At 72.5% G+C, this 25,120-nt stretch carries 18 protein-coding genes; 11 read left to right on the top strand and 7 right to left on the bottom strand.

Annotation, left to right across the window (positions count from 1 at the left end):
- Positions 1 to 148 precede the first annotated feature (148 nt).
- Positions 149 to 958: a siderophore-interacting protein gene (locus tag ACWGR4_RS39980; protein ID WP_452131157.1), complete on the bottom strand. Its 810-nt coding sequence runs from the start codon at positions 956 to 958 to the stop codon at positions 149 to 151.
- A 348-nt stretch (positions 959 to 1,306) separates the two neighbouring features.
- Here ACWGR4_RS39980 and ACWGR4_RS39975 point away from each other — a divergent pair, with 348 nt between their 5' ends.
- From ACWGR4_RS39975 to ACWGR4_RS39960, 4 genes are all read left to right on the top strand, one after another.
- Entirely contained in the window at positions 1,307 to 2,515 is a 1,209-nt protein-coding gene (locus ACWGR4_RS39975; RefSeq protein ID WP_452131169.1) for an ATP-grasp domain-containing protein, read from the top strand.
- The gene (locus tag ACWGR4_RS39970) at positions 2,512 to 4,221 is read left to right on the top strand and encodes an IucA/IucC family protein (protein ID WP_452131156.1); all 1,710 of its coding nucleotides are present in this window, start codon (positions 2,512 to 2,514) and stop codon (positions 4,219 to 4,221) included. Before ACWGR4_RS39975 ends, ACWGR4_RS39970 begins: the two co-directional genes overlap by 4 nt.
- A gap of 123 nt (positions 4,222 to 4,344) precedes the next feature.
- Positions 4,345 to 6,078, top strand: a complete 1,734-nt coding sequence (locus ACWGR4_RS39965; protein ID WP_452131155.1) for an IucA/IucC family protein — start codon at positions 4,345 to 4,347, stop codon at positions 6,076 to 6,078.
- A complete protein-coding gene (locus ACWGR4_RS39960; protein ID WP_452131154.1) occupies positions 6,075 to 7,271 on the top strand; it encodes a type III PLP-dependent enzyme in 1,197 nt (398 codons plus the stop codon). Before ACWGR4_RS39965 ends, ACWGR4_RS39960 begins: the two co-directional genes overlap by 4 nt.
- 108 nt (positions 7,272 to 7,379) lie before the next feature.
- Here the strand turns inward: ACWGR4_RS39960 and ACWGR4_RS39955 are convergent, their stop codons facing one another.
- The 4 genes from ACWGR4_RS39955 to ACWGR4_RS39940 form a co-directional block, all read right to left on the bottom strand.
- A complete protein-coding gene (locus tag ACWGR4_RS39955) occupies positions 7,380 to 8,171 on the bottom strand; it encodes a class I SAM-dependent methyltransferase (protein WP_380007037.1) in 792 nt (263 codons plus the stop codon).
- Positions 8,172 to 8,219: 48 nt separating this feature from the next.
- Positions 8,220 to 9,452, bottom strand: a complete 1,233-nt coding sequence (locus tag ACWGR4_RS39950) for an ABC transporter substrate-binding protein (protein ID WP_380007034.1) — start codon at positions 9,450 to 9,452, stop codon at positions 8,220 to 8,222.
- 327 nt (positions 9,453 to 9,779) lie between these two features.
- Positions 9,780 to 10,292: a hypothetical protein gene (locus tag ACWGR4_RS39945; protein ID WP_452131153.1), complete on the bottom strand. Its 513-nt coding sequence runs from the start codon at positions 10,290 to 10,292 to the stop codon at positions 9,780 to 9,782.
- Positions 10,289 to 12,811, bottom strand: coding sequence for a nitrate- and nitrite sensing domain-containing protein (locus ACWGR4_RS39940; RefSeq protein WP_452131152.1), 2,523 nt, complete (start codon positions 12,809 to 12,811; stop codon positions 10,289 to 10,291). Before ACWGR4_RS39940 ends, ACWGR4_RS39945 begins: the two co-directional genes overlap by 4 nt.
- Positions 12,812 to 14,090: 1,279 nt before the next feature.
- On the opposite strand from ACWGR4_RS39940, the gene ACWGR4_RS39935 reads away from it, so the two are divergent.
- On the top strand, positions 14,091 to 14,633 hold the full coding sequence (locus tag ACWGR4_RS39935; protein ID WP_380007023.1) for a DoxX family protein: 543 nt from the start codon (positions 14,091 to 14,093) through the stop codon (positions 14,631 to 14,633).
- A gap of 307 nt (positions 14,634 to 14,940) precedes the next feature.
- Here the strand turns inward: ACWGR4_RS39935 and ACWGR4_RS39930 are convergent, their stop codons facing one another.
- Positions 14,941 to 16,542, bottom strand: a complete 1,602-nt coding sequence (locus ACWGR4_RS39930; protein WP_452131151.1) for a PucR family transcriptional regulator — start codon at positions 16,540 to 16,542, stop codon at positions 14,941 to 14,943.
- Between the two features lie 144 nt (positions 16,543 to 16,686).
- Here ACWGR4_RS39930 and ACWGR4_RS39925 point away from each other — a divergent pair, with 144 nt between their 5' ends.
- The 6 genes from ACWGR4_RS39925 (at position 16,687) to ACWGR4_RS39900 (ending at position 22,673) form a co-directional block, all read left to right on the top strand.
- The gene (locus ACWGR4_RS39925) at positions 16,687 to 18,225 is read left to right on the top strand and encodes a purine-cytosine permease family protein (protein ID WP_452131150.1); all 1,539 of its coding nucleotides are present in this window, start codon (positions 16,687 to 16,689) and stop codon (positions 18,223 to 18,225) included.
- A gap of 1 nt (position 18,226) precedes the next feature.
- Positions 18,227 to 19,189: a nitrilase-related carbon-nitrogen hydrolase gene (locus ACWGR4_RS39920; protein WP_452131149.1), complete on the top strand. Its 963-nt coding sequence runs from the start codon at positions 18,227 to 18,229 to the stop codon at positions 19,187 to 19,189.
- The gene (speB, locus tag ACWGR4_RS39915; RefSeq protein WP_452131148.1) at positions 19,186 to 20,148 is read left to right on the top strand and encodes an agmatinase; all 963 of its coding nucleotides are present in this window, start codon (positions 19,186 to 19,188) and stop codon (positions 20,146 to 20,148) included. The genes ACWGR4_RS39920 and speB overlap by 4 nt, the downstream gene beginning before the upstream one ends.
- A gap of 160 nt (positions 20,149 to 20,308) precedes the next feature.
- Positions 20,309 to 21,280 (top strand): aldo/keto reductase, encoded by a 972-nt coding sequence (locus tag ACWGR4_RS39910; RefSeq protein ID WP_452129862.1) that lies wholly within the window; start codon positions 20,309 to 20,311, stop codon positions 21,278 to 21,280.
- A 163-nt stretch (positions 21,281 to 21,443) separates the two neighbouring features.
- Positions 21,444 to 21,635: a hypothetical protein gene (locus tag ACWGR4_RS39905; protein ID WP_380007005.1), complete on the top strand. Its 192-nt coding sequence runs from the start codon at positions 21,444 to 21,446 to the stop codon at positions 21,633 to 21,635.
- 228 nt (positions 21,636 to 21,863) lie between these two features.
- Positions 21,864 to 22,673, top strand: a complete 810-nt coding sequence (locus ACWGR4_RS39900) for an SAM-dependent methyltransferase (RefSeq protein ID WP_380007002.1) — start codon at positions 21,864 to 21,866, stop codon at positions 22,671 to 22,673.
- Positions 22,674 to 22,777: 104 nt separating this feature from the next.
- Here the strand turns inward: ACWGR4_RS39900 and ACWGR4_RS39895 are convergent, their stop codons facing one another.
- Positions 22,778 to 25,108, bottom strand: coding sequence for a glycosyl hydrolase family 18 protein (locus ACWGR4_RS39895; RefSeq protein ID WP_452129863.1), 2,331 nt, complete (start codon positions 25,106 to 25,108; stop codon positions 22,778 to 22,780).
- Between the last annotated feature and the right edge of the window lie 12 nt (positions 25,109 to 25,120).

The following is a 25,120-nucleotide window of genomic DNA, read 5'->3' as shown; positions in this document are numbered from 1 at the left end:
CGCCCGGGACCTCGCCGGCGCTCGCCGTGTCCGCCGGGTGCGCGGTGCCGGGGGTGGCCGGGCGCGCCGGTCCCGTTCCGGGCCGGCCCGCCGATGCTCGGCCCGGTCTCCCCCGCTCGGGCTCACCCGTCGTGCCGAAGTCGCCCGATCAGTGGGTGAGTTGCACCCGCGGAGCAGCGGTGCCCGGTTCGGTGTGCGCGGTCTCCTCGGTGTGACCCACCCGCCAGTAGCCCATGAACGCGATCGCGCGGGGGTCCATGCCGCGTTCGTCCTTGAGGTGTCGGCGCAGCGCCCGCACCCGACCGGCCTCGCCCGCGAGCCACGCGTAGCCGTGCTCGGTCGGCGGCCGGGCGTCGCGGACCGCCTCCAGGAGGCGGTGGTCCCCGGCCGGCGCGCCACCCCGGTGCAGCCAATTCACCCGTACGCCGGGCGGCGCGGCCAACCGCTGGCGGTCCGCCTCGGTGGTCACCTCGACGAACACGCTCCCCTCGGCGTCGGCCGGCAACGACTCGACGATGGACCCGATCGCCGGCAGCGCCGCGTGGTCCCCGACCAGAAGCAGGCGCCGGCCCGCCGGCGGCTCGAAGCTGTAGCCCCCGTTGCGGGCGGCGGTCGGTCCCAGCACCTCGATCGGGTCCCCGGGGCGGGCCGCGCGCGCCCAGCGCGACGCCGGCCCGCCGGGCGTGTGCAGCGCGAAGTCGATGTCGATCTCGACCGGATCCGAACGGTGCGCGCGCACGGTGTAGGTGCGCTGGTACGGCCGGTCCGCCTCGGGGATCCGCGCCCACGCCTCGCGCCAGGTCAGGTCCGCCCGGGTGATTCGGGGTGCCGGTCGACCCTCGCGCGGGACGAACAGCTTGATCCGCTGATCCGGCCCGCCGGGCACGAAGCTCGCCAGGCGTGGGCCGGTCAGGGTGATCCGGACCGCGTTGCGGGTGATCGGGGTGTTGCGGACCACGGTGAGGTGGAAGGGCCGGTACAGCCGCGCACGACGTTCACGTTCGGTGGTGATGGGAACTCGCCCTCTCGGACACGGGTCGACCGGTGGACGACACGGGACGATGTCGGAGTTAGGTTAGCCTAACCGCGTAGGTTTCACGATCACCCGCGACGCGCCGACACAGAGCCGAACGGGCTTGGCAAGGGCCGGATTTGGCCAGGAGGTATGGCTAGCCTAAGTTGGTCCGGGTCCCCGGCCGGTCCGGGTCGGGACGCCCGGCGGCGGGTGTGTTCGCCGAGGGCGGGGCGTGCCCGGGCCCGGCGTCCGGATCGACGAGTCGACATGTCCGAGGGGGAGCGATCACGCATGCGGCTGTACCTGCTCGCGCTCAACCCCACCGACTCGGTGACCGACGGCTTCCTGCCCGCCGCCCACCGACTGGGCCTGGACGTCACCCTGCTCACCGACCCCGCGTACGCGCCGGCTCACCTCGCGGTGTGCGGCGGCCGGGATTTCGTCGAGGTCGTGGAGTGCGACGTCCGTGACTTTCGCGCGGTGATCGACCGGATCGCCGACGGCCCCCGCCCCGACGCGGTGTTCAGCAACAGCGACCACCTCCAGGTGCAAACCGCCCTGGCCGCCGCCTGGTTCGACCTCCCGGCCAAGGACTGGCGGGCCGCGCTGCACGCCAAGAACAAGGCGTACATGCGCCGACGACTGGCCGCGACGGGCGTCGACCCGGTCTGGGCCGCCGAACTGGCGCCGGAGCGGGACGCGAAGGAACTGCTCCCGCTCGACCCGCCGTTCCCGTGCGTGGTCAAACCCCGCGAGGGCGTCGCGGGCGAGGACGTGGTGCTGGTCGCCGACGACGGGCAACTCTTGGCGCGCTGCGCCGAGATCCGCTCCCGTCGGCCCGGCGCGGCGCTGGTGGTCGAGGAGTTCCTGAGCGGCGAGCTGTACACCCTGGAAACCCTCGGCGACCGGAACGGCACACGGGTCGTGGCCGGATTCCACACCCACCTGTCACCGCCACCACACTTCATCGAACTGCGGCTGGATCTGGTCCCGCACCCGCCTGCCGCGAGCACCGCCGGCGTACTGGCCCGGCTCGACGCGCTCGGCGTCGGATTCGGGGCCTGTCACACCGAGTTCGTGCTCCAGAACGGTCGCCCCCGGATCATCGAGGTCAACTACCGCGCCATCGGCGACCAGTGCGACCTGCTGCTCGCCGACGTCCTGGGCATCCCGCTCTTCGAGTACATCCTGCGCGTGCACCTCGGCGACGACCTCCCCGCCGACCTCGGCGCGCACACCGACCGGCACGCCCGCATCGACTGGCCGTGCGCGGACCGTGCCGGCGTGCTCACCACCGCTCCGGGCCGCGAGGACACCACCTCCGACGCGGGTGTGCGCACCGACTACCACCCGCTGCGGGCGATCGGCGAACGACACGAACTGCACCACTCCAACCGGGACTACCTCGGCGTGCTGCGCACGATCGGTACCGACCGGTCGGCGGTCGACCACGCGGCCGAGGCGTTCCTCGCCGACCGCACGTGGGGCATCACCCCGTGACCGAACCCGCCGTCGCCGACCCGGCGCCACCCGACCCGGCCCCGCGCGGCGCGTCGGCGAACGCCCCCGACGGCGAACAACTGCGACGCGTGCTCGACGCCGTGCTGCGCGAGGACATCCTCGGACTGCGCTCCACCGCCGAGACCCTGCACCGGCCCGACGGCACCTGGTTGCGGCTGAACGCCCCGCACGGCGCGGCGAGTTGGCTGATCCCCGTACGCCCCGACGGCTTCCAGTGCGAGTACGCGGCCCGCGAACCGCTCCTGCTCGCCGAACACGACGGCACTCGACTGACCACCACCGACGCCGTGTTGGCCACCCTGCGCGACCTGGCCGACCCCCGCGACCGGTCCGGCTTCGACGACTTCGCCGAGGAGTGCCGCCAGTCGGCCCGGGCCGGCCGCGTCATGGCCGACGCCCTCCCGGCAGTCCGGGCCCGGCTCGCCGCCGACCACGGCCCGGACCCGAGCACCTGGACCGGATTGCGCGCCGGCCCGGCCCTGGACACCCTCGCCGCACACCTCGACCACCCCATCCACCCGACCCCGCGCGCCCGTTCCGGCCTGGACCACGCGGCGCTGCGCCGCTACGCCCCCGAACACCACCCGACCTTCCGGCTGCGCTGGGCCCTACTCCCGCACGACGCGGCCACGCTCACCGGCACCCTGCCCGACTGGTGGCCCACCCCCACCACACTCGGCCGCCCCGACCTGGAACACAGCCGGCTCGCGTTGCCCGTACACCCCCTCACCCTCGACCGGCTCCCGGACCCGGCCGTGCCCACCGCGCCGGCCCACCTGGACGTACGCCCGACCCTGTCGATGCGCACCGTCGCGGTGCTCGACCACCCCGGCGTACACCTCAAGCTCCCGCTGCCGATCGCCACCCTCGGCATGCGCAACCGACGCACCATCAAACCCGGCACCCTCGTCGACGGCGCCGCCGGCCAACGCCTGCTCGCCGCCGTCCTGGACCACGAACCCCGCTTACGGGAACGGGTGTTGCTCGCCGACGAACAGACCCACCTGCACGCCGGCCACGAACTGCTCGCCGTCCTGGTGCGCCGCTACCCGAACCTGCCCGACGACACCCTCGTACTTCCCGTCGCCGCCCTGCTCGCCCGGGTACACGACGGCACGTCCGTCCTGGACCGGGTCGCCGAACGCTGGTACGACGGCGACCGGTTCGCGCTGCTCGACGCCTACCTCACGCTGCTCCTGGACTGGCAGACCACACTCTTCCGGTACGGCGTCGCACTCGAATCGCACCCGCAGAACCTCTCCCTCGTACTCGCCGACGACCGACCCGTGCGTCTCCTGCTCAAGGACAACGACGGCCCCCGGATCAACCGGGCCCGCTGCCCGGTCGAGCACGACGGCTTCGACGACCCGCGCACCTACAGCCCCGACGACGGGCCGCTCGCCGCCCTGTTCGTCACCATCACCGTGCATCTGTGCGCCGGCGCCCTGGCATTCGCCCTGTCGGACCCCGAACGCGCCCGACTGCTGCGCCTGGTGCGCGACCGGCTGGCGGAGATGGCGGATCCGTGGTTGCGCCGCCGGATCCTCGACGCGGATCGGCTCCCGATCAAGGCGATGGTCACCGCCGGGACCCTGCTCACCAAGGAGCGCTCCGGCGCGGCCGACATCAACAAGCACTACACGACCGGACCGAACTACCTGCGCCGGCCGGCCGAAACCCCGTAACAGCCGGAGCAGCCCGCCCACCCCACGGCCCGAGCCGCACACCTCGCACCGCACATCGCCCACCTCGCACCGCACATCGCGCATCCCGCACCTCGCACCTGCCAAGAACCGCCGGAGTCGCCCATGTCGCCGCAGTCGGCCCGACCCACGACCACCGCGGCCCCCGCCGCCCAGGCCCCGCCCGCGCCGCCCTCGGCCGACGACGCCGTCGCGCACACCCTGCTCAACTGTCTGCTCCGGGAGGTCTGCGGTCCCGAACGGCACAGCGTGGTCGAGCCCGACGGCGGTCACCTGCGGTTGTGGCTGGCCCGATCCGGTACCGAACTGCGGGTCCGGCTGCGACGCACCTCCCTCCTCGGCGACCACCGTTTCACCGGGCCGGTGAGCGAACGACGCGGGCCCGGCTGGCATGCGGTGTCCTGGTCCGAGTTGGGCCGGCGGGTGCACCGCGAACTGGGCATGCGTACCGGAGTGCCCAACGACGAGTTCCTGGGTCAACTCGCCTCCAGCCACGCGGGCGTGACCGCCGGGCTGGCCCGCCGCGCCGCGCCGCCCGCGTCGCGCTACCTGGAGTCGGAACAGGCGCTGCTGTTCGGACACCGCTTCCACCCCACCCCCAAGGCACGCGGCACCGACCCGACCACCTGGGCCGCCTACGCCCCCGAGGCCCGCGCCGAGTTCCGGCTGCGACACCTGGCCGTACGCAGCGAACTCGTCGCCCAGGAACACATATCCGCCGCCGACACCGCCGTCCTGGACCGGTTCGCCCCGGTGCCGGCCGGGTACACCCTGCTGCCCGCACACCCGTGGCAGTACGAACTCCTCGCCGGCCACCCACGCCTGCGCGCCGCACTGCTCCGCGGCGACATCCGCGACCTGGGCGAGGCCGGCCCGCACTTCGCCGCGACCGCGTCGGTACGCACCCTCGCCGGCGCCGGGGTGTTCCTCAAGTTCAGCCTGAACGTGCGCATCACCAACTGCGTACGCAAGAACGCCGCCTACGAACTGTCCGGCGCCGTCGCGCTCACCCGGGCGCTGGCCCCGATCGCGGGCCGCACCGCCGTGCGTTACCCGGACTTCACCCTCCTCGGCGAGCCCGCCTACCGCAGCCTGTCGGCGGACGTCGCCCCCGAACTCCTCGAGGGTTTCGGGGTGATCGTCCGCGACGGGATCGACGCGCGGCTGCGGCCCGGGACCACGCCGCTGCTCGCCGCCGCCGTCGCCGCCGAGTACCCGACCGGGTCCGCGCACCTGTCCCGACTGCTCGACGGCGCCGGGCCCGACGAGGCGCTGCACTGGTGGGAGGACTACCTGCGGCTGCTCGTCCCGCCGGTGCTGGCCCACTACTTCGCGCACGGCGTGGTCCTGGAACCGCACCTCCAGAACGTCCTGGTCGCGGTGGACGCCGGCGGTCGGCCCCGGCAGGTGCTGATGCGCGACATGGAGGGGACCAAGCTGCTCCCCGGGCCGCACGCCGCCGTGCTGGCCGCACTGCCACCGTCCGTGGCCGCGCCGATGACCTACGACGCCCGGCGCGGCTGGGACCGGGTGGTCTACTGCCTGCTGGTCAACAACATCGCCGAAATGCTCGCCGCGCTGGTCGACATCCATCCGCACCTGGAGGCCCGCTGCTGGGCACTGGTCCGCGCGGTCCTGGCCGAGTGCGCCGCCGAACACGGCGATCCAGAACCGCTGCGCGCGCTGCTCGCGGGCGCGCCGCTGCCCGCCAAGGCCAACCTCCTCGCCCGCTGGGAACGGCGCGCCGACCGCGAGGCGGAATACGTCCGCATCCCCGCGCCGCCGGTCGGGCCGACCCCCGACGGCACAGCCCGCACCCCCGTCCGGAGCATGCGATGATCCCCCCGCACATCCGCGCCCACGTCACCGATCTCGCCCCCGAGGCGCTGCCCGCGTACCTGTACGACCGGGCCGGGCTGCGGGCACACGCGGCGGCGGTGCGCGCCGCGCTGCCCGAGCGGGTCGAGGTGTACTACGCGGCAAAGGCCAACCCGGCACCGGAGATCCTGACCGCGCTGGACGGTTCGGTGACCGGCTTCGAGGTCTCCTCGGGCGGTGAACTCGCCCATGTACGCGCCCACGTGCCCGATGCCCGGATCGCCTTCGGCGGCCCGGGCAAGACCGACGCCGAGCTGATCGCCGCGCTGCGGGCGGGCGTCGAGCGCATCCACGTGGAGAGCCGGGCCGAACTGCACCGCCTGATCGTGCTCGCCACCCGGCATACGCCCGATCGCGACGTCGATGTGTTGCTCCGGGTCAATCTGCCCCTGGGCGGCGGCCTGTTGCGCGGCGCGGCGCTGACCATGGGCGGCGATCCGTCCCCGTTCGGCCTGGACCCGGACGACGCCGGGGCGTGCCTGTACCTGCTGCGCGGTCCGGACGCGGGCCGGGTCCGGGTGCGTGGGATCCATGCCCACCTGGCCAGCGGACTGGACGCGGACACCCAGGTCGCCGTCGCCGCGCGGATCGTCGACTGGACCCGAACGGTCGCCGACCGGCACCGGATCGCCCTGCCGGAGGTCAATGTCGGCGGCGGCATGGCGGTCGACTACACCGACCCCACCGCCCGCTTCGACTGGTCCCGCCTGGGCGCGGGTCTGGCCGAAATCCTGGCCGACCGTGCGGACTTGTCCCTGCGCGTCGAACCGGGTCGGGCGCTGACCGCCTACTGCGGTTGGTACGCCACCGAGGTGCTGGACCTCAAGCACAGCCACGGCGCGGCCTTCGCGGTGCTCCGCGGCGGCACCCACCACCTGCGCACCCCCGCGGCCAAGGGACACGACCAGCCCTTCGTCGTCCTGGAGAGCCCACACCCGTGGCCGCATCCGTGGCCGCGCCCGCGGACGACCGCCGCCGAGGTCACCCTGGTCGGCCAACTGTGCACTCCCAAGGACGTGTTCGCCCGCCGTCGCCCGGTCGCCCGACTGGCGGTCGGCGACCGCGTCGTGTTCGCGATGGCCGGCGCCTACGCGTGGAACATCTCCCACCACGACTTCCTGATGCACCCCCACCCGACGTTCCACCACCTGTGACGGAGTGCTGCGTGCACACGCCTGCGGCCCCAAGCCGGTCGGCTTCGGGCCGCAGGGTGGTCGCACGCGGTGCCGGCGCACGGTGGTCGGCCGGTCCGGTGTCGACGGTCAGTGCTCGCCCGGCTTGGTGCCGACCGTGGAGATCAGCCGCCAACCCGTGGTGACCAGGTCCGGTTGCAGCACGATCTCCTGGAAGCGGTCCAGGAGTTCGTCGGCCACACCCAACGCAAGGAGCTGGGGCCGAAGTTGCCGGGCGTTGCAGGCGTACAGGCGGTGCGCCGGGCCCGGGCCCGCGCAATCGGGTTCGGTACGCACCGCCCGGATCCCGGTCAACCCCGCCTCGGCGAACGCCTCGTGCGTGGACGCCGCCCATTCCAGGTCGGCGCCCCGGTTGCGCAGCACCGCCAGGATGCCCTCGACCACCTCGGTGAAGATCTTGGCGTCGGTCGAATCGGCGCAGTTCAGCACGCGCGGCGCGGTCGGGCAGAACCAGTCCTCCAGGACCAGTACGCCGCCCGGCTCCAGGGCCTCGACCAGGCGGGTCAGGATCTCCCGACGCTCGGGTATGTGCAGTAGCACCAGCCGGCCGTGGATGCCCAGGAACGGGCGCGGCGGCAGGGTGTCGGTGCGCAGGTCGAGCGGGAAGGTGTGGATGGGCGCGCCACCCGTCGGCGCGGACACCGAGCGTGCGGCCAGGTCGGTGGCGTGCACGGCGCCGGACGGGCCTATCCGGCGGGAGAGTTCGCGGGCGATGCTGCCCAGGCCGTACCCGATCTCCAGCCACTCCTGGCCGGTCGGGGTGTCGAGCGAGTCCAGCACCATTCGGGTGGTCGGGTCGAGCAGGCGTTGCAGGGTCTCCAACTGGTAGGTGATGTCGTCGGCTTCGGCGAACGCGTACAAGGCCGGCTCCTCGCGTGGGTGGGGTGGAGGGTGGGGAGGGAGGGCGGATCAGCCGCCCAGCACGGCCAGCTGCTCGACCGCGACATTGGCCCGCTTGGGACCGTCGTTGCGCACCTCGAAGCGGTACCACTGCTGCACCGGCGAATGGGTGGCCGGGTTCAGCTGCATCACGCCGCGCGGGCTGTCGATCTGACCGACGTTGCCCAGGGCGGTGTTCACCGCCTCGGGAGTGAGCGGCTTCTTCTGCGCGCGGACCGCGCCGATGGCGCTGTCCAGGGAGCGGGCGATGTCCCACGCGGCGACCGCGTAGATCGTCGGGCTGCGGTCGGGGTGGCGCTGCTGCCACGCGGCGACGAAGGCGCGGTTCGCCGGGTTGTCCAGATCCGCACCGTAGGTGGCGAACGTGGTGATGCCGGCGGCGGCGTCGGACTGGGCGTCGAGTTGGCGTCCCTCGGTCAGCGGACCACTTGCGTACAGCGGGAGTTTGGCCGCCTCGGACGCCCGGTACTGCTTCACGAAGTCGACCGCCGCGGTGCCGGCGTAGAAGGTGTAGACCGCCTTGGCGCCGCTCTGCGCGATCTTGTTCAGGTACGGCAGGAAGTTCTGCGTGCCGGGGAACGGGGTGAACGTGGTTTTGCCGTCCGGATTGGCCAGTGTGCCACCGGCTTTGGTGAACGACTCGGTGAAGCCCTTGAGTTGGTCCCAGCCACCCTGGTAGTCCGGGCCGATTGCGTAGACCGGGCCGTTGACGTGCTCCTTGACCCAGGGCCCCGCGGCGGCGCCGGCCTCGTAGGACTGGGTGTTGAACGACCAGACGTGCGCGGTCAGTTTGGGGTCGGGGAACTCGGGGCGACCGGCCACGCCCATCAGCGCGGTGTTGTTGGCGGCGGCGATCGGCAACACGCCGGCCACGCTGCCGCCGCTGACGATGCCGGTGATGGCCAACACGTTCTGCTGCTTGACCAGTTCGGTCGCGGCCGGGACGGCGGTCGGCGGTCCCGCGCCCTCGTCGCGCACCACGATGTCCGCCTTGAGGCCGCCGAGCTTGCCGCCGTGTGTGTCCCGGTACAGCTCGAGGCCGGCGCGGGTGTCCTCGCCGACCGCGGCGTAGGGGCCGGTGGCCGGGGTGAGCAGGCCGATCTTGGCCACCTCGTCGGCGGCCTTGCCCTTGTCGTTCCCCGCCGCGCTGCCCGAGCACGCGGACAGCACGAGGAGGAGCCCGGTGGCGAGGGCCACGGGGGTGCGAGTGGAGCGGATCCGTCTACGTATGGAGCTGCGCATGTCGGTCTCTCTCTCGGACTGGAAGAGCACGGACGGAAGGAGCGTGGACGGGGGTGCCGCCGGACGGGCCGGGCGCCGACCGTCGTGGCGCGGACGGGATGCGCGAAACGGAGTGCGCGAAACGGGGCGCGCGATACGGGTCGAACTCCCCTCGGGTCGGCGGCTCACCCGCGACGGCACGGGACGCGGGTCTCGGGGTGTCCCGGGACGTGCGGGAGCCACGCGGGGCGCGATGCGCCGGATCGGCCGGTGGGCCGGGCGCGCGAGTACGCCGGGCGACTCGGGCGGATGGCCGGATCGCTCGGTGGGGCAGCCGGGCCGTTCGGATCAGAAGACCCGGCTGGGGGCGGGCATACGCGCGGGTTGCGGCTGGAGGCCGCGGCCGCGCGCGAGCGGGGTCAGCGACGGGCCGACCCGCTCCATCAACGCGTGCATCGCCCGGATCAACCCGCCGACGTCGGCGTTCCAGGTGGTCGCCACGATCAGCGCGGAGGGGTGGACCTGTCCGTCCGGGCCCGGAGCGGTGTTGCCCATGGTGAGCAGCAGGCCGTGCTCGGCCTGCGACATCAGCACACTGACCGGCCCCAGGCCCATCAGGTCGGCGCTGTAGTCCTGCATGAGCAGGGCTCCGGGTGCGCTCGACGCGATCTTCTCGGCGTTCGCGAGCCATGCCGCCTGCGACGCCTCGTCGGGGCGTATTCGACCGGGCAGCGCGGCCTGGGCGACCAGCAGCGAGTCCCCGCTGGCGGCCACCGCGTGCAACACGTCGGGGGCGTGGTCGTGGACGAACTGGCGCATGAAGTCGTCGAGCACGCTCTGGTCGACGGCGGGCTCGGTCATGGGGATTCCTTGGGGGTCCGGGTGAAGGGCAGATCGCGGGCGCCGCGGCCGAAGGAGGCGGCGGCGGCGCTGGCCTGCGCGATGTCACGGGTGGGTGGGGCGCTACGACGGAACTGGGTCGGTTGGCCCGTGCGCCGTGCCCGCCGCGGCAGGCCCTGGGCGGTCAACTCGGGCGCGAGGTTGGCGGGGAGCGGGCCGCCGGCGATCGGGCCGGGCAGGTGCGGGTCGGCGCCGTTCGCGGCGTCGCCGAGCGCGTCGGCGGGGCTGCTGCCGCTGCCGTTGGCGGTGAGCGGGTACGGGCCGTTCGCGAAGGGGCTGTGGCCGTTCGGGCCGCTCGCGAAGGGGCTGTGGGGGCCGCCTGCGTTCGGGCCGCTGCCATTGGCGCCGACGGCGATGGCGGCGGGTGCGGGTCGCGGTGCGATCGGCCGGGCGCCGTTGTCCACCCGGCGGCGGTGCCGGCCGACGGAGGCGATGATCGCGTGCGGCAGCACGATGTCGACGACCGTGCCGCCGTCGGTGCCTGGCCGCAGTTCGACGTCGATGCCCAGCGGGCGGGCCTGGAGCGCGACCACGGTCAGACCGGTCTGGCGCAGCGACGGCAGCGCGTCCACGTCGGCCTTGAGCCGCCGGTTGAGCAGGTCCGGGTCGTGGTGGCCGACGCCCTGGTCCAGGATCCGTACCAACACGCCCGCCTCGGTGCGCGCGGCGGTGATCTCCACCTCGTGCCGGCCGGAGAAGCGGGCCGCGTTGTCGACGATCTCGCCGATGATCTGGGTGACCGCGCCGACCGTGTCGCCGGCGAGGGTCACCGAGGTCGGGATGCCCTTGAACGCGATGTCGGGCAGGCGTTCGTAGCTGGTCACCCGCTGGGCGCCGGCGCGGACCACCTCGTAGAGCGGGGTGTCCGGCCACAGCCGGTTCGGCGGTTGCCCACTGAGCACGGCGATCGAGTCGGCGAGCCGCTTGGTGCCCTCGTTGCCGTGGTCGACCTCGAAGACCGTACCGAGCTGATCGACCGTCAGATTGGATTCCTGGAGCCGGTCGAGCGCGCTGCTGACCCGACTGGTCTGCACCCGGATGCGCCGGGCGACGTCGCCGAGCGCGTCGTTGTACTCGCGCTGGGCCAGCACCAGCGAGGCGCTGTGCTCGACCGTGCTGTACGCGAGGGTGGTCAGCGCGCGGGCCAGGTCGGCGATCTCGTCGGCGCCGCGCTCGCGTTCGGGCTTGGCGCCGAGCATCTTGAGCGCGTACGTCCGACCCGTCTCGTGCGGGGCCAGCGCGTCGCGCCGGCGCAGGTCGGCCTCCACGGCGGGCAGCGTCTCCTGCGTCATCACGGTGACCCGCTCGGCCAGGGTCTGCAGGCGCCGGTGCAGCAGTCGCCCGAGCCAGGCGGCGGCCGCGGCGGCGGCGAGCACCGCGCCGATCAGCACCGCGCCCTGGATGCCGGCCAGCCACCACCGGTGGTCGGCCACGTCGGCCACCTCGCGGGCCACGTCGGCGTCGGCCTCCTGCTCCACCGACCATACGCGGTCGGCCCGTTCGGCCAATGCCGCGCGCCAGACCTCGGGCTCCAGCGGGCCGCGCGTGAGCGCGTCCTCGGTCTGCGCGACGCGGATCATCTCCGGACCGGACAACGATCGGGCCAGTTGTTCGCGCCACTTCGACGGCGCGGTCACCGCGAACGCCTCCAGCGCCTGGTCGTGCGCGGCGCGCGCGGTGGAGGAGGCCTTGAGGACCGGGCCACCGAGCGGGTCGGCGCCCAACGAGCGCAGCACGGTGACCTGTTGCTGGCCGAGCGCGGCCCGGGCCTGGGCGAGTGCGGTGATCGCGCGCAGCCGGCCTGCGGTCTCGCCGGACACGCCGGAGTCGAGGGCGACCCGGGCGCGCAGGTCCACGGTGGTGCCGATCCAGGCCCAATAGCGCACGGCCGCCGCCGAGGTGGCCACGCCGCGCTGGTCGACCTGCGCGCGCAGTCCCGGCAGGCCGCGCAGCGCGATGTCGACGGCGGCCAGCGCGTCGCGTTCGGCGGTGGAGACGGGTTCCAGGCCGCGACGGCGGTCCTGGTAGCGGCGGATGGCGGTCTCGCTCGCGGCGATCGCGGTGCGGTAGTCGGCGCTGGTGATCGGTCCGGGGCCGCGCGAGAGCAGGGTGACCGCGGCGGCGCTCTCGGCCTGGAGCCGGCGGCCCACCTCGCCCGCGTCGGCGGAGACGCGGACCAGGTCGTGCGCGTGGTCGGCGGCCCGAGCCTGCTCGACCATGTCCAGGATCGCCGATCCGGCGAAGAAGACCATGCCCGCGGAGGGCACGACGACCATGAGGGTGATCAGCCCGCGGACCCGGGGCCGGATCCGGGCGGCGAATCGAATCCGCAGCGGAGGACGGGAGTTCGGGTCGACGGTCGGCAGCGACGCGAAGACCGTGCCGGTGGGTGGCGAGGGGTCGGGCGGCGCGTCGGCGGTCGGCTGTGCCGCGCTCGCCTGGGCCGCGCTCGCCTTGCGGGAGGGACGTATCCTCATCATCCGTGTTCGCCCCTCGTGCCCGGTCGGGTGTGCGCGGGCGGGTTCGGCGTCGACGGGTGCCGCGGACCGGCGGTCACGGTCACGACCGCGGCCGGACCGCGGGCGGCGGACGTCGGGAGGAGCCGGTTCGGCCGGCCGGCGCGGGTCGCGTGGGCGACGTGAGCGGGACGGCGGAGTAATCGCAACACGGGTAGTGATCCCTGAACGATGGTCGGCGGGGGAGGACTTGCGACGAGCGGGGGCCCGCGGGCGGGCCGCCGGCGAAGGGTTGCGGCGGCGTCGACGCGGTCGGTTCCGGCGGCCGGTGGATCGTGGGCCGGTCCGGGACGGGGTGGTCCGGGATCGGCGGATCCGGTGGGGGTCTGCGCCCGGTTCGGGCCGATCGGGTCGCGATCGGCCGGTAGCGGCGCCTCCGCTTCCGGTTCGCGGACATTCCGGTCACCCGGTGCCGGGCCTCGACACGATCCGGACCGGTGTCCGGGAGGGCGGGTGTCCGTGAGCGGGTCATGGCCGCTCGGGGCGGATGCGGGCCCGAGGCATCAGGGCACAGGATGCGGCCGGCTCCCGCGAGACCAAGTGGCGGCCCACGTGCGGGAGTTGGAGCCCCGTTGCGGCGCCCTCGGACAGTCGGCCCACCGCTCCGGGATCATTCGGTCGTGAGCTTTCGCCGCAAAAACGCCCATGAACGGATCACTCCTCGCAAGGGGGTGCGGGGTCGACCAGGAAACGCCCGATAGCGGCTGGGGCAACTGTTCGCATCGGTGCGCACACACACTGTCCCTGCGAATCCACCGGACGTCAAACGAAACTTGGGTCTCGTTGCGCCCCTGTTGTCACCGTCACGTCACCCGTCGAGGTCGTCGACGGCCGGGGCACGGGGTGGCCTCCGGCGGTATCGAACCGACCGGATGGCCGGGATGTCCGAGCCGATCCGCAGAACGAACGAAAGCCCGGTGAAAGGGGGTTGCCGGTCAATTGCGGGGCGGCGCCGACCGACGGCGCGCGCCGGTACGGGTGTTCGGCGCCGGCGCCCGTCGGGGGCGGATCGGGCGCCGCCCGAAGCCGGTTAGTGCGCCGCTCCCGGGCGCGACGGCCCGGGAGCGGTGTCCGCCGTCCCGGAAGTCGGCGGCATCGGCAGCGTCGCCCGTTCGGCCCTCGGTGTCCACGCAGGCGCTGTGCCATTTTGTGACAGTTGCGGAGCCCGGCATTGTCGCTACCGGGCCGGTCGCTCGAATCTGGTCTGGACCAATCTCCCGCATCCGTCCCCCAGGAGCGTCCGATGTCCCCAGTTCCGCACGCCGCCGTCGAATCGGCGAAACCCCATGTCCTCGGGCTGTTCCGAATCGTCATCGGATTGCTGTTCACCTGCCACGGCGCCGCGTCGTTGTTCGGCTTCCCGGACAGCGGGCGCGGGACCGTCCCCGCAGGCGAATGGCCCGGCTGGTACGCGGCAGTCATTCAACTCGTCGGCGGAGGGCTGGTGTTGCTCGGGTTGGGCACCCGCGCCGCCGCGTTCCTGTCCTCCGGCTCGATGGCCTACGCCTACTTCACCGAGCACCAGAAGGAGGACCTGTGGCCGCTGCAGAACGGCGGCGAACTCTCCGTCCTGTTCTGCTGGTCCCTGCTCCTGATCGTCGTCTTCGGAGCCGGCAGCTTCGCCCTCGACAACCTGCTCACCCGCAACACACCCCCCACCGAAGACGGCGGACACCCCGACTCGGACACACCCACCAAAACCCAAAGGCCGGCCAGGAAGCTCCAACCCACCAAGCCCAACGCCTCAACCGGTCCCAACGAATCCGCCCCGGCGGTAGTCGGCTGAGACCCAACCCGACCACCGCCCAAGCCACAAACACCCCAGCCACCACCCAACCCAAGCAGCCGCTCCGCAAGCAGCCGTTCCGGCACTTGAGCCAAGCAGCCGCTCCGGCACCTGTCCCCAAGCAGCCGGTCCGGCACTTGAGCCCATACAGCCGGGCCGGCGTTTGAGGCCAAGCAGCCGGGCCGGCGTTTGAGGCCACTTAGCCGGGCCGGCGTTTGAGGCCACTTAGCCCGGCCGGCGATTGAGGCCAAAAGCCCGGCCGGCGTTTGAGGCCAACGGCCACCCCGCGGCCCGAGCGTGGGGACGATCAACCCGGACTGTCGCGACGGATGCGGGCCGCCAGCCACAGATCGAACCGATCGTCCCCACTCTCCACTCGCCGCCCGGCCACCCGCATCGCCTTGTCCACCCGATTGCGCACGGTGTGCCGATGCACGTCCAGCCGCCGACTCGTCTCGTCCCACGACCCACCCGTCTCCAGCCACACGGCCAGTGTCGCGACCAACTCGCCCCCCGGATCGGCCGCATCGATCGGCCCCAGCACGGCGTCCGCGTAGCCCGCCAGCGTGCGCGCGTCCGCAAGACCCAGCAGCAACCGGCTCGCGGTCCCGTGCCGGGCCTCCACCGGATGCCCCGCCGCCCGGCTGACCGCCAGCAGACTGCGGGCCTGGCGGATCGACGACCCGGCCGCGTCCGGCTCGACCGCCGGCCCGACGCCCGCCGGCCGCCCGGGCGCGAACCGGCCCAGGATGGCGTACACGTCCAGATCCGCCCCGAACACCGCCTCCACCGCCCCGCCCGCCACCCGGACCAGCCCGCCGGGCAACGCCAGAGCCAGATCGGCGGCCAGTTCAGCCGCGTCCGCCGCATCCCCCACCGCCGGATCCCCGCCGTCCCCCGGCCCCATGTCGAGACCCACCACCACCCCGCGCACCGACCCCGCCGCCAGCCCCGCCGCCGCCAGTACGTCCCGCGCCTGCTCGGCCGTGGTCCCCGGAGCGAGCAGCCGGCCCAACAACGCGGCCCGCCGGCGACGTACCGGCTCGTCGGCCAGATGCCGCCGCTCCAACTCCAGGGACAGCAGGGACACCAACCCGGACACCAGCAGCCGAGCCGCCGACTCCACCGGCCCCGCCAGCACCAGCAGCCCGCGCAGCCGCCGGGCGCCCAGCGGCTGCACCTCCACCCGCACCCCCTCGGCGTCGCTGCTGCTCCCGCTGCCGTGCAGCCCGCGCGCGGCCACCCGGCGGATCAGGTCGGTACTGGCGGCCAGCAACGCCACCGCGTCCGGCGAGCCGTCGGCCCCCGGCGCCTCGGGCGGGCCCGCCAGACTGTCCGCGACCAGCCGGCCCACCGGGTCGGCGACGATCGCGTCCACCCCGGTCGCCGCCCGCCAGGCCCGCAGCGTGGCCAGCACGCCATTGCCCGACGCCGCCGCGATGGTCAACCGGCGCTGCGCCTCGAAGGCGTGCTCCAGGGCCAACCGCTGCTGCGCCGCCCGGGCCGCGAAGACCGCCTTTGTGACCGCGATGAACGGCACCTCGTCCGGCACGGTGAGCAGCGGCAGCCCGGCATCCCCGGCGGCCCGGATCAGCGGCTCGGGCGCCTTCTGGTGGGGCAGCTCCCGACCCAGACCGAGGACCAGCGCGCAGGCACCCGCGCCCGCGACATCGCGCACGTACGCGGCGCAGTCCCGATCGGTCATCGGCAGGAGCAGGCCGATCGTCATCAACAGCTCGCCGCCCTGAAGCCACTGCCCCGGGGTGAGCAGTTCGGACACATGCGCCGCCTCGACCCGGCGGTCCAGGTGCTCGGCACCGGACACTACGGCCAGGCGCAATTCGGGGAGGGCCACCAGGTCGGAAATGCGGATAATGCCGGGAAGGTCGGCCGAGTGCGATATGGGCATGGACATAGTGTCCACCCTCACCAATCAGATTCGACATCATATCGATCGTTTACGGTTGTTAACCGGGCGTACCTTCAGGCGTCACCCACCGACCGTCGACCCCGACGTGTCGACCGCGCAGGACGCAGGACCGCAGGAGAGCCCATGGACGCCACCAGGCCATCACGCGCAGCCCCGGCCGCCGCCCGCTCCGCCACTGCTCCCGCGACGGCCGTACGGGCCGCGAGCACCCCCGACACCGCGTCCGCCACCGGGCCCCGCCCCGGCGGCGTGGCGATCGAGACCCGCTCGATCGACTACGTCCCCGCCCGGGAGCGGCACGGCAAGGTCTGGCACCAGGGTCCGTTCTGGTTCACCGGCAACTTCGTGCTGACCACGATGGTCACCGGCTTCATCGGCCCCGCCCTCGGCCTGGGCCTGGGCTGGTCGATCCTGGCGGTCGTGCTCGGCGCCTGCTTCGGCACCTTCTTCATGGCGTTCCACGCCAACCAGGGCCCGCGGATGGGCCTGCCGCAGATGATCCAGTCGCGCGCCCAGTTCGGCATCCGCGGCGCGATCGTGCCGTTCGTCGCGGTCGTGTTCGTCTACGTCGGCTTCAACGTCTTCAACGTGGTCCTCGCCACCCAGGGCCTGCAGACCGTGCTGCCCGGCGGTTCGACGCTCTGGTACGCGGTACTGATCGCCATCGCGATCGTGCTCGCCGTGGTCGGTCACGACCTGCTGCACCTGGTCCAGCGCTGGCTGACATACGTCCTGATCGCCGTGTTCGGCGTGCTCAGCATCGGCGCGATCGTCAACCTCGACGTGTCCACGCCCGCCGGCGGCGGCGGGATGTCCTGGACCGCGTTCCTGGTGGTCTTCTCCGGCGCGGCCGGCTACCAGATCAGCTACGCCGTCTACGTCTCCGACTACTCCCGCTACCTGCCCGCCGACGTGCCCGCGCGCAAGGTGATCTGGTGGACGTACGCGGGCGCCGCGGGATCCGCGGCCTGGCTGATGTCGCTGGGCGCGCTGCTCGCCTCGGCGCTGCCGGACCCGGACGCGATCGCGGCGGTGCGGCAGGTGGGCAACGACATCGTGCCGGGCTTCGGTACGTTCGCCGTACTGGTGTCCGCGCTCGCGCTGATCAGCATCATGGCGGTGAACGCCTACGGCGCGATGCTCACCACGACCAGCGCGCTCGACGCGTTCCGGCCGGTGCGGCCGACCGTACGGGTGCGCGTGATCGGCATCGTGGCGATCGAGGCGATCGTCTTCGTGGTGGCGATCGTGCTGCCGGAGGACTATCTGGGCAGCTTCAACGACTTCATCCTCATGATGCTCTACGGCCTCATCCCGTGGACCGCGGTCAACCTCGTCGACTTCTACCTCGTCCGCCGGGGCCACTATGCGGTCACCGCGATCTTCGACCCGCGCGGCATCTACGGGCGCTGGTCCTGGCGCGGACTGACCGCCTACGCGGTCGGCTTCGCGGCGATGATCCCGTTCTTCAAGACCTCGTTCTTCACCGGACCGGTGGCCGACGCGCTGGACGGCGCGGACCTGTCCTTCGTGGTCGGACTGGTGGTCGGCGGCGCGCTGTACGCCTGGCTGTGCCGCGATCTGGACCTGACCGCGGAGCGCGCCGCCGAGCGGGCGAGCGAGGCCGAACTCGAAGGCGCCGACGCGCCGTCGGGGGCCTGACATGAGCGACCGCACCGGCGACGCGACCGAGACCGTGGTGGCCTGCGCGCAGCTCGCTCTGTCCGTCGGCGACATCGAGGGCAATCGGCGCACGGCGCTGGCCGCGATCGAGCGGGCCGCGGCGGCCGGCGCCGACGTGATCGTCCTGCCCGAACTGACCAACAGCGGCTACGTGATGCGCGACGCCGCCGAGGCCGCGGACTACGCCGAGCCGGTCAACGGGCCGACCGTGACCGGCTGGCGCGAGGCGACCCGGCGCCTCGGGGTGATCGTGGTCGGCGGGTTCGCCGAACGCGACGCCGACGGCGCCATCCGCAACTCGGCCGTCCTGGTCGACGCGAGCGGCGTACGGGCGTGCTACCGCAAGGCACACCTGTGGGGCCGCGAGGGCGAACTCTTCGTTCCCGGCGATGCGTTGCCGCCGGTGGTGCAGACCGACGCGGGCCGGATCGGGGTACTGGTCTGCTACGACGTCGAGTTCCCCGAATGGGTGCGGACCGCCACCCTGCGCGGCGCGGACCTGCTGTGCGCGCCGGTCAACTGGCCGTACGCGCCCCGGCCGGCGGGCGAACGGCCGGCGGAGGACGTCCGGGTCCAGGCGAACGCCGCGGTGAACCGGGTGTTCGTCGCCGCCTGCGACCGGGCCGGCCCCGAACGCGGCACGTCCTGGGTCGGCGGCTCGATCATCGTCGACCCGGACGGCTTCCCCCTTGCCGGCCCGCCGGCCGAGGACGCCGAACACCTGCTGCTCGCCCGCTGCCGACTCACCGAGGCCCGGGACAAGCGGATCGGCGCCCACAACGACGTATTCGCCGACCGACGGCCCGAGTTGTACGGGCCGGTGCTCGAACCGCCCCCGCTTCCCGCGTCGAACGCGAACTCGAACTCCGACTCGAACTCCGACTCGGATTCGAACTCGAACTCGAACTCGAACGAGCACACCACCGAAAGGACCGAGCGATGACCGGCGCCCCCCAGGGACCCATCGACGCCACGCGCGTTCCGCGCTTCGCGGGCCCCACCACCTTCGCGCGCCTGCCGCGTGCCGACGAGGTCGAGCGGGTCGATGTCGCCGTCGTGGGCGTGCCGTTCGACACCGGTGTCAGCTACCGGCCCGGCGCCCGCTTCGGTCCGGCGCACGTGCGCGCCTCCTCGAAACTGCTGCGGCCGTACAACCCCGCGCTGGACGTGTCGCCGTTCGCCGAGTTGCAGGTCGCCGACGCGGGCGACATCGCGGTCAACCCGTTCGACATCGGTGCCGCGATCGCCACGCTCGAAGCCGCCGCCCGCGAGTTCGCCGCGAGCGGCACCCGGCTGCTCACCATCGGTGGCGACCACACCATCGCACTGCCCCTGCTGCGTGCGGTCGCCGCCGAGCACGGGCCGGTCGCGGTGGTGCACTTCGACGCGCATCTGGACACGTGGGACACCTACTTCGGCGAGCCGTACACCCACGGCACGCCGTTCCGCCGCGCGTCGGAGGAGGGCCTGCTCGACCCGACCCGCTGCCTGCATGTGGGCATCCGGGGGCCGCTGTACGGCCCCGACGACCTGCGCGAGGACGGTGTGCTCGGCTTCCAGGTCGTACACAGCGACGACTACCAGGACGCCACCGTCGCGTCGGTGGTCGAGCGCATGCGGCGCCGGCTCGGCACCGGCCCGGTGTACGTCTCGGTCGACATCGACGTCCTGGACCCGGCGCACGCCCCCGGCACCGGCACCCCCGAGGCGGGTGGCCTGACCAGCCGCGAACTCCTCAACACCCTGCGCGGACTGGTGGGCCTGGACGTCGTCGGCGCGGACATCGTCGAGGTGGCCCCCGCCTACGACCACGCCGAACTCACCGGCATCGCCGCGGCCCACGTCGGCTACGAACTCCTATCCGTTTTGGCCCGCAACCAACGCGACGGCATCCCGGCCTGACGGTCCCCGAGCCGCCTCGGCCGACCGCACGGGGGACGGTCGGCCGAGGCGTTCCCACCACCCCATTGATCAGCTTTCGGCGGGCCCCGGCCAGGGGATTTCCCGGTCGCGGGATATGTTCGTGGGCGGTCCGGGGCCTACGGGAAGAGGTGGCGCGGTAATGGAGTACGTGAAGCTCGGCAGCACCGGGTTGGACGTCTCGCGGATCTGTCTCGGGTGTATGAGCTACGGGGTGCCCGAGCGTGGCAGCCATCCGTGGACGTTGCCCGAGGACGCGGCGCGGCCGTTGATTCGGCGCGCCGTGGAGGCCGGGATCAACTTCTTCGACACGGCGAACATCTACTCCGACGGGACCAGCGAGGAGATCGTCGGGCGTGCGTTGGCGGACTTCGCGCGGCGGGACGAGATCGTGATCGCCACGAAGCTGAACGGGCGGATGCGGCCGGGGCCGAACGCGGCCGGGCTCTCCCGCAAGGCCGTGCTGACCGAGATCGACAACTCGCTGCGCCGACTGGGCACGGATTACGTGGACCTGTACCAGATCCACCGCTGGGACACCGCGACCCCCATCGAGGAGACGATGGAGGCGCTGCACGACGTGGTCAAGGCCGGCAAGGCCCGCTACATCGGCGCGTCCTCGATGTACGCGTGGCAGTTCGCCAAGGCCCAGTACACCGCCGAGCGGCACGGCTGGACCCGGTTCGTCTCCATGCAGAACCACCTCAACCTGCTCTACCGCGAGGAGGAGCGGGAGATGTTGCCGCTGTGCGCGGACCAGGGCGTCGGGGTGATCCCGTGGAGCCCGCTGGCCCGGGGGCGGCTGACCCGCGACTGGGGTGCGGACAGCGCCCGCAGCGAGACCGACGAGTTCGGCAAAACGCTGTACGGCGAGGCGGATCGACCGATCGTCGAGGCGGTGGCCGAGATCGCCGAGGAGCGCGGGGTATCGCGGGCCCAGGTCGCGCTGGCGTGGATCGCGAGCCGACCCGGGGTGACCGCGCCGATCGTCGGCGCCGGGAAGCCGGTACACGTCGACGACGCCGTCGCGGCCCTGTCGCTGACCCTCACGGAGGCCGAGGTGGACCGGCTGGAACGCCCGTACACGCCGCGGCCGGTGGCGGGATTCGCCTGATCACCGGGTCGGGCGACCCGCCCGGTGACGCCGGGGTCGACGGGGGGTCGGCGGCGCGCGCGTACACTGCGCGCAGCCGATGCCTCGGTGGGTGTTCGGGGCGGCGCCGCCGGGATCGGCGTGTTTGCCGGGTCGGTGTCGATCCGGGCGGAAGAGGGCGTGGATGGCGGTGGAGCGCGGTCGCGACGCGCGCCGGGAGGTGTTCCTGTGGGGGCCGCCGGCGGCGATCGCGGTGCTGATCGCGGTACTTGCGGCGTGCAGTCGGGAATGGCTGCTGAGCGCGCTGATGGCGGGGACCGCGGGTGGTGTCGCCTTCGGGTTTCGCGTCCGGATCCGGCCCCGGCCTCGGCGGTAGTCCCACGGCGGCCGGCACAAGATCACCATCGGTGGGGTAACAGTCGCGGAACGGAGTGGCGATGTGACGGATTATCCGGGCGGTTGGCGGATAGCCTCCGGGACATAGGCGGGGATCCGCGGACGTCACCGGTGTGGACGGTAGGGACCGCAGTGGCGCCGAGGATGAGTCGGTCGGGGGGCAACTGTGTCCGAGGAGTGGTGGGTTCCGTCGAACGACGAGACGGAGATGGAGACTTCACCCGAGTGGGGACCCGGGGGAGTCGATATGGGGGTGCCCAGTGTCGCGCGGGTCTATGACGCGATCCTGGGCGGCAAGGATCATTTCGCGATCGACCGGGTGATCGCCGACAAGGCGATGGCCGTGATGCCCAACGCCCGTACGGGTGCTCGGGTGAATCGGGCGATCCTGGAGCGCGGTGTGCGCTATATGGCCCGGGAGGGCATCGATCAATTTCTCGACCTCGGGTCCGGATTACCCACCGCGCGCAATACCCACGAGGTGGCGCAGGAGGAGAATCCGCGCGCCCGGGTCGTCTACGTGGACAACGATCCGATCGTACTCGCGCACGGCCGCGCGTTGTTGGCGGAAAACGATCGCATCCGGGTGGTGAACGCCGACGTGCGGGATGCCCGGGACGTGCTCACCCGGCCGGAGATCACCGAACTCCTGGATCTGAAGCGGCCGTTGGGGCTGCTCATGGTCGCGGTGCTGCACCATCTCGCGGACGCGGACGATCCGGCGGGGCTGGTGCGCACCTACCGCGAGGCCCTGGTCCCGGACAGCTACCTGTTCATCACCCACTTCTGCGATTCCACGCCGGAGGGGCGCGAGTTGGAGCACCTGTTCCTGTCCACCCTCGGTAGTGGCCGCTTCCGCAGTAGAGCGACGATAGAGGGCTTCTTCGCGGGTACCGAAACGGTCGAGCCGGGTGTGGTGCTGCTGCCGCACTGGCGTCCCGACGCTCCGGTGACGGACGAATCGGCGTACGCGGGCCTGACCATGATCGGCGGCCTGGGCCGCGTTCCGGAGGCGTGAGGATCGGCCCGGAGGCGGCCGTACCGCCGCCCGGTGGTCCCGGACGGCGGCACGGTCGGTGCGTGGTGCTTGGCGCTTGGCGCCGAAGTCGGCGCCGTGTGGCGCTACTTGAGGCCGTTGTCGATTGCCGTCATCAGCGCTCCGTTGGGGGTGTCACCGGACATCTCCCAGATCATCGCGCCGAGTAGGTGTTTGGATTTCAGGTAGGCCGTCTTCTGGCCGATCGACCAGGCGTCGTCGAACGTCCACCACTGTCCGCCGGCTCCGGTGTAGCCGTAGGTCGAGACGGATTGCGCGTCGTGATAGACGGTCAGATTCGGCACGCTGCTCAGCAGGTTCTGATAGCCGCGGGTGCCGGCCTCCTCGGCGAACTGGCCCGGTGCGGCGCCGTTCGCGGACTGCCACTCGCCGTGTACCCCGCCGTCGGCCACCGCCTGCCAGCCCCGTCCGTAGAACGGGAAGCCGATGGTCAGCTTGCGTGGATTGACCCCGGCGTCGGTGTAGATCTTGACCGCGTCGTCGATGCTGAAGTGGGTCGGGTAGGGGTCCTGCGTGTCGGTGTAGAGGTTGGCCTGGTGGCCGGCGCGGTTGGGTTCCCACGAGTTGTCGCTGCCCGCGCCGTGGAAGTCGTAGCCCTGGATGTTGGCCACGTCCAGGGAGTCGAAGATCTTCGACAGGTCCCAGCCCTGGTTCACCTTGACCGGGTCGGCCGGGGTGAACGCGGTGAGCAGCTTGCGCTGTCCGCCGGTGGCGTCGAGCTGCTTGCGGAACTCGGCGAGCAGCAGGGTCAGGTTCTGCTTGTCGTTGACGTTGTAGTGGTTGCCGGCGTGCCCGTCGGGCGAGCCGGGCCACTCCCAGTCGATGTCGATGCCGTCGAACACGCCCGCGCCGGTGCCCGGGCCGCCCGCGCCGTTGTAGACCGGCAGGTCACCCTTGATCCAGGTGTCCACGCAGGACTTGACGAACTTCTGCCGGGACGCCTCGGTGGCCGCCGCGTCGGAGAAGAACTTCGAGTAGGTCCAGCCGCCGAGCGAGACCACCACCTTCAGGTGCGGGTACTTGGCCTTGAGCAGCTTGATCTGGTTGAAGTTGCCGCGCAGCTTGGCCCATCCGTCGTCGGCCACCCCGTTCACCGACTGCGAGGCCGACATCGGCCGGGCGTAGTCGGCGTCCGCGTCGCCCGCGCCGGTGCCCTGGTCGGGGTCCTGCGGGTTGGCGGTGGTGCCCTTGGTGACGCCGGCCATGCAGGTCAGGTTGACCGGATCGATGTTCTCGAAGGCGTAGTTGATCACGTCCAGCTTGGCGGCCGAGCCGGAGGTGTCCAGGTTCTTCACGAAGTACTGGCGGCCGTAGATGCCCCACTGGACGAAGTAACCGACGCGCAGGTTCTTGCCGGCGCCGGCGATGTCGTCGGTGGTCACGTCCACCGCGTTGGAGGCGGGCGAGGAGTTGTCCGCCGCGTCCCGGGCCTTGACCGTGAAGGTGTAGGCGGTGGCGGGGGACAGGCCGTCGACGGTGGCCGCGGTGGCGGTGCCGGCGACGGTGGTGGCCAGGGTGCCGTTGCGATAGACGTCGTACGCGGCCACGCCGACGTTGTCCGTCGACGCGTTCCAGGCCAGGGCGACGGTGGCGGACGTCTTGCCGGTACTGCGCAGCGTGCCCGGTGCGGTCGGCGGGGTCGGGTCGCTTGCCGGGTCGACGGTGGTCACCGTCACCGGGGCGCTCGCCGGGCCCAGGTTGCCGCGTTTGTCCTTGGCCCGGACCGCGTAGGTGTACGCGGTGGCCGGGGTCAGGTTGGTCAACGTGGCCGTGGTGGCGGTGGTGGTGGCGACGGTGGTGCCGCCGGAGGTCACCTCGTAGCCGGCCACCGGGTAGTCGCCGCCGGCCGCCGGGGTCCAGGCGAGCGAGATGGAGTGCGCGGTGATGGTGGTGGTGTGCGGCGTGCCGGGTGCGGTGGGCGGGACGTCGGGGGTGCCGTCGCACTTGTCGCCGTTGACGGTGCAGTGGGTGGGCGTGCCGGCGGGGCCGTTGCCGACGAACCAGTAGCTGAACGGGTCGGTGCTGCCGCCGGCGGCGATGGTGCCGTTGTAGTAGGCGTTCTTGACCGAGACGTGGCTGCCGGTGACGGTGGCGTCGCCGTAGTAGTTGCCGTTGACGGTGACCCCGGGTGGCAGGTCGAACTCGAGTTGCCAGCCGGTGACGGCGGCGGTGCCGCCGTTGTGTACGACGTAAGTGCCCTTCCACCACGAGCCGTTGTCCTGGACGGAGAACGTCGCGGTGAGCTTGCCGGCCGCCTGCGCGGCGCCGGCGTTGAGACCGGTGAGTACGGCCAGGGGCAGGGCCAGGACGGCGATCAGGACGGCCGCGCGGCTGCGCAGGCTGTTGCGGAATCTGCCGCGGAGTGTGCCGCGGACTGTGCGTGGGTGTGGGGACATGGCTCTCTCCCT

It is taken from the genome of Embleya sp. NPDC055664 (genome assembly GCF_053618075.1).
The sequence above is the reverse complement of the archived record's forward strand: the minus strand, read 5'-3'. Positions and strand labels throughout refer to the sequence as shown.

Coding starts and splice junctions, on each gene's coding strand:
- ACWGR4_RS39895 (WP_452129863.1), bottom strand. CDS start 25,108: ATGTCCCCACACCCACGCACAGTCCGCGGCACACTCCGCGGCAGATTC.
- ACWGR4_RS39950 (WP_380007034.1), bottom strand. CDS start 9,452: ATGCGCAGCTCCATACGTAGACGGATCCGCTCCACTCGCACCCCCGTG.
- ACWGR4_RS39975 (WP_452131169.1), top strand. CDS start 1,307: ATGCGGCTGTACCTGCTCGCGCTCAACCCCACCGACTCGGTGACCGAC.
- ACWGR4_RS39965 (WP_452131155.1), top strand. CDS start 4,345: ATGTCGCCGCAGTCGGCCCGACCCACGACCACCGCGGCCCCCGCCGCC.
- ACWGR4_RS39940 (WP_452131152.1), bottom strand. CDS start 12,811: ATGATGAGGATACGTCCCTCCCGCAAGGCGAGCGCGGCCCAGGCGAGC.
- ACWGR4_RS39945 (WP_452131153.1), bottom strand. CDS start 10,292: ATGACCGAGCCCGCCGTCGACCAGAGCGTGCTCGACGACTTCATGCGC.
- ACWGR4_RS39905 (WP_380007005.1), top strand. CDS start 21,444: ATGGCGGTGGAGCGCGGTCGCGACGCGCGCCGGGAGGTGTTCCTGTGG.
- speB (WP_452131148.1), top strand. CDS start 19,186: ATGACCGGCGCCCCCCAGGGACCCATCGACGCCACGCGCGTTCCGCGC.
- ACWGR4_RS39930 (WP_452131151.1), bottom strand. CDS start 16,542: ATGCCCATATCGCACTCGGCCGACCTTCCCGGCATTATCCGCATTTCC.
- ACWGR4_RS39935 (WP_380007023.1), top strand. CDS start 14,091: ATGTCCCCAGTTCCGCACGCCGCCGTCGAATCGGCGAAACCCCATGTC.
- ACWGR4_RS39900 (WP_380007002.1), top strand. CDS start 21,864: ATGGAGACTTCACCCGAGTGGGGACCCGGGGGAGTCGATATGGGGGTG.
- ACWGR4_RS39910 (WP_452129862.1), top strand. CDS start 20,309: ATGGAGTACGTGAAGCTCGGCAGCACCGGGTTGGACGTCTCGCGGATC.
- ACWGR4_RS39960 (WP_452131154.1), top strand. CDS start 6,075: ATGATCCCCCCGCACATCCGCGCCCACGTCACCGATCTCGCCCCCGAG.
- ACWGR4_RS39920 (WP_452131149.1), top strand. CDS start 18,227: ATGAGCGACCGCACCGGCGACGCGACCGAGACCGTGGTGGCCTGCGCG.
- ACWGR4_RS39925 (WP_452131150.1), top strand. CDS start 16,687: ATGGACGCCACCAGGCCATCACGCGCAGCCCCGGCCGCCGCCCGCTCC.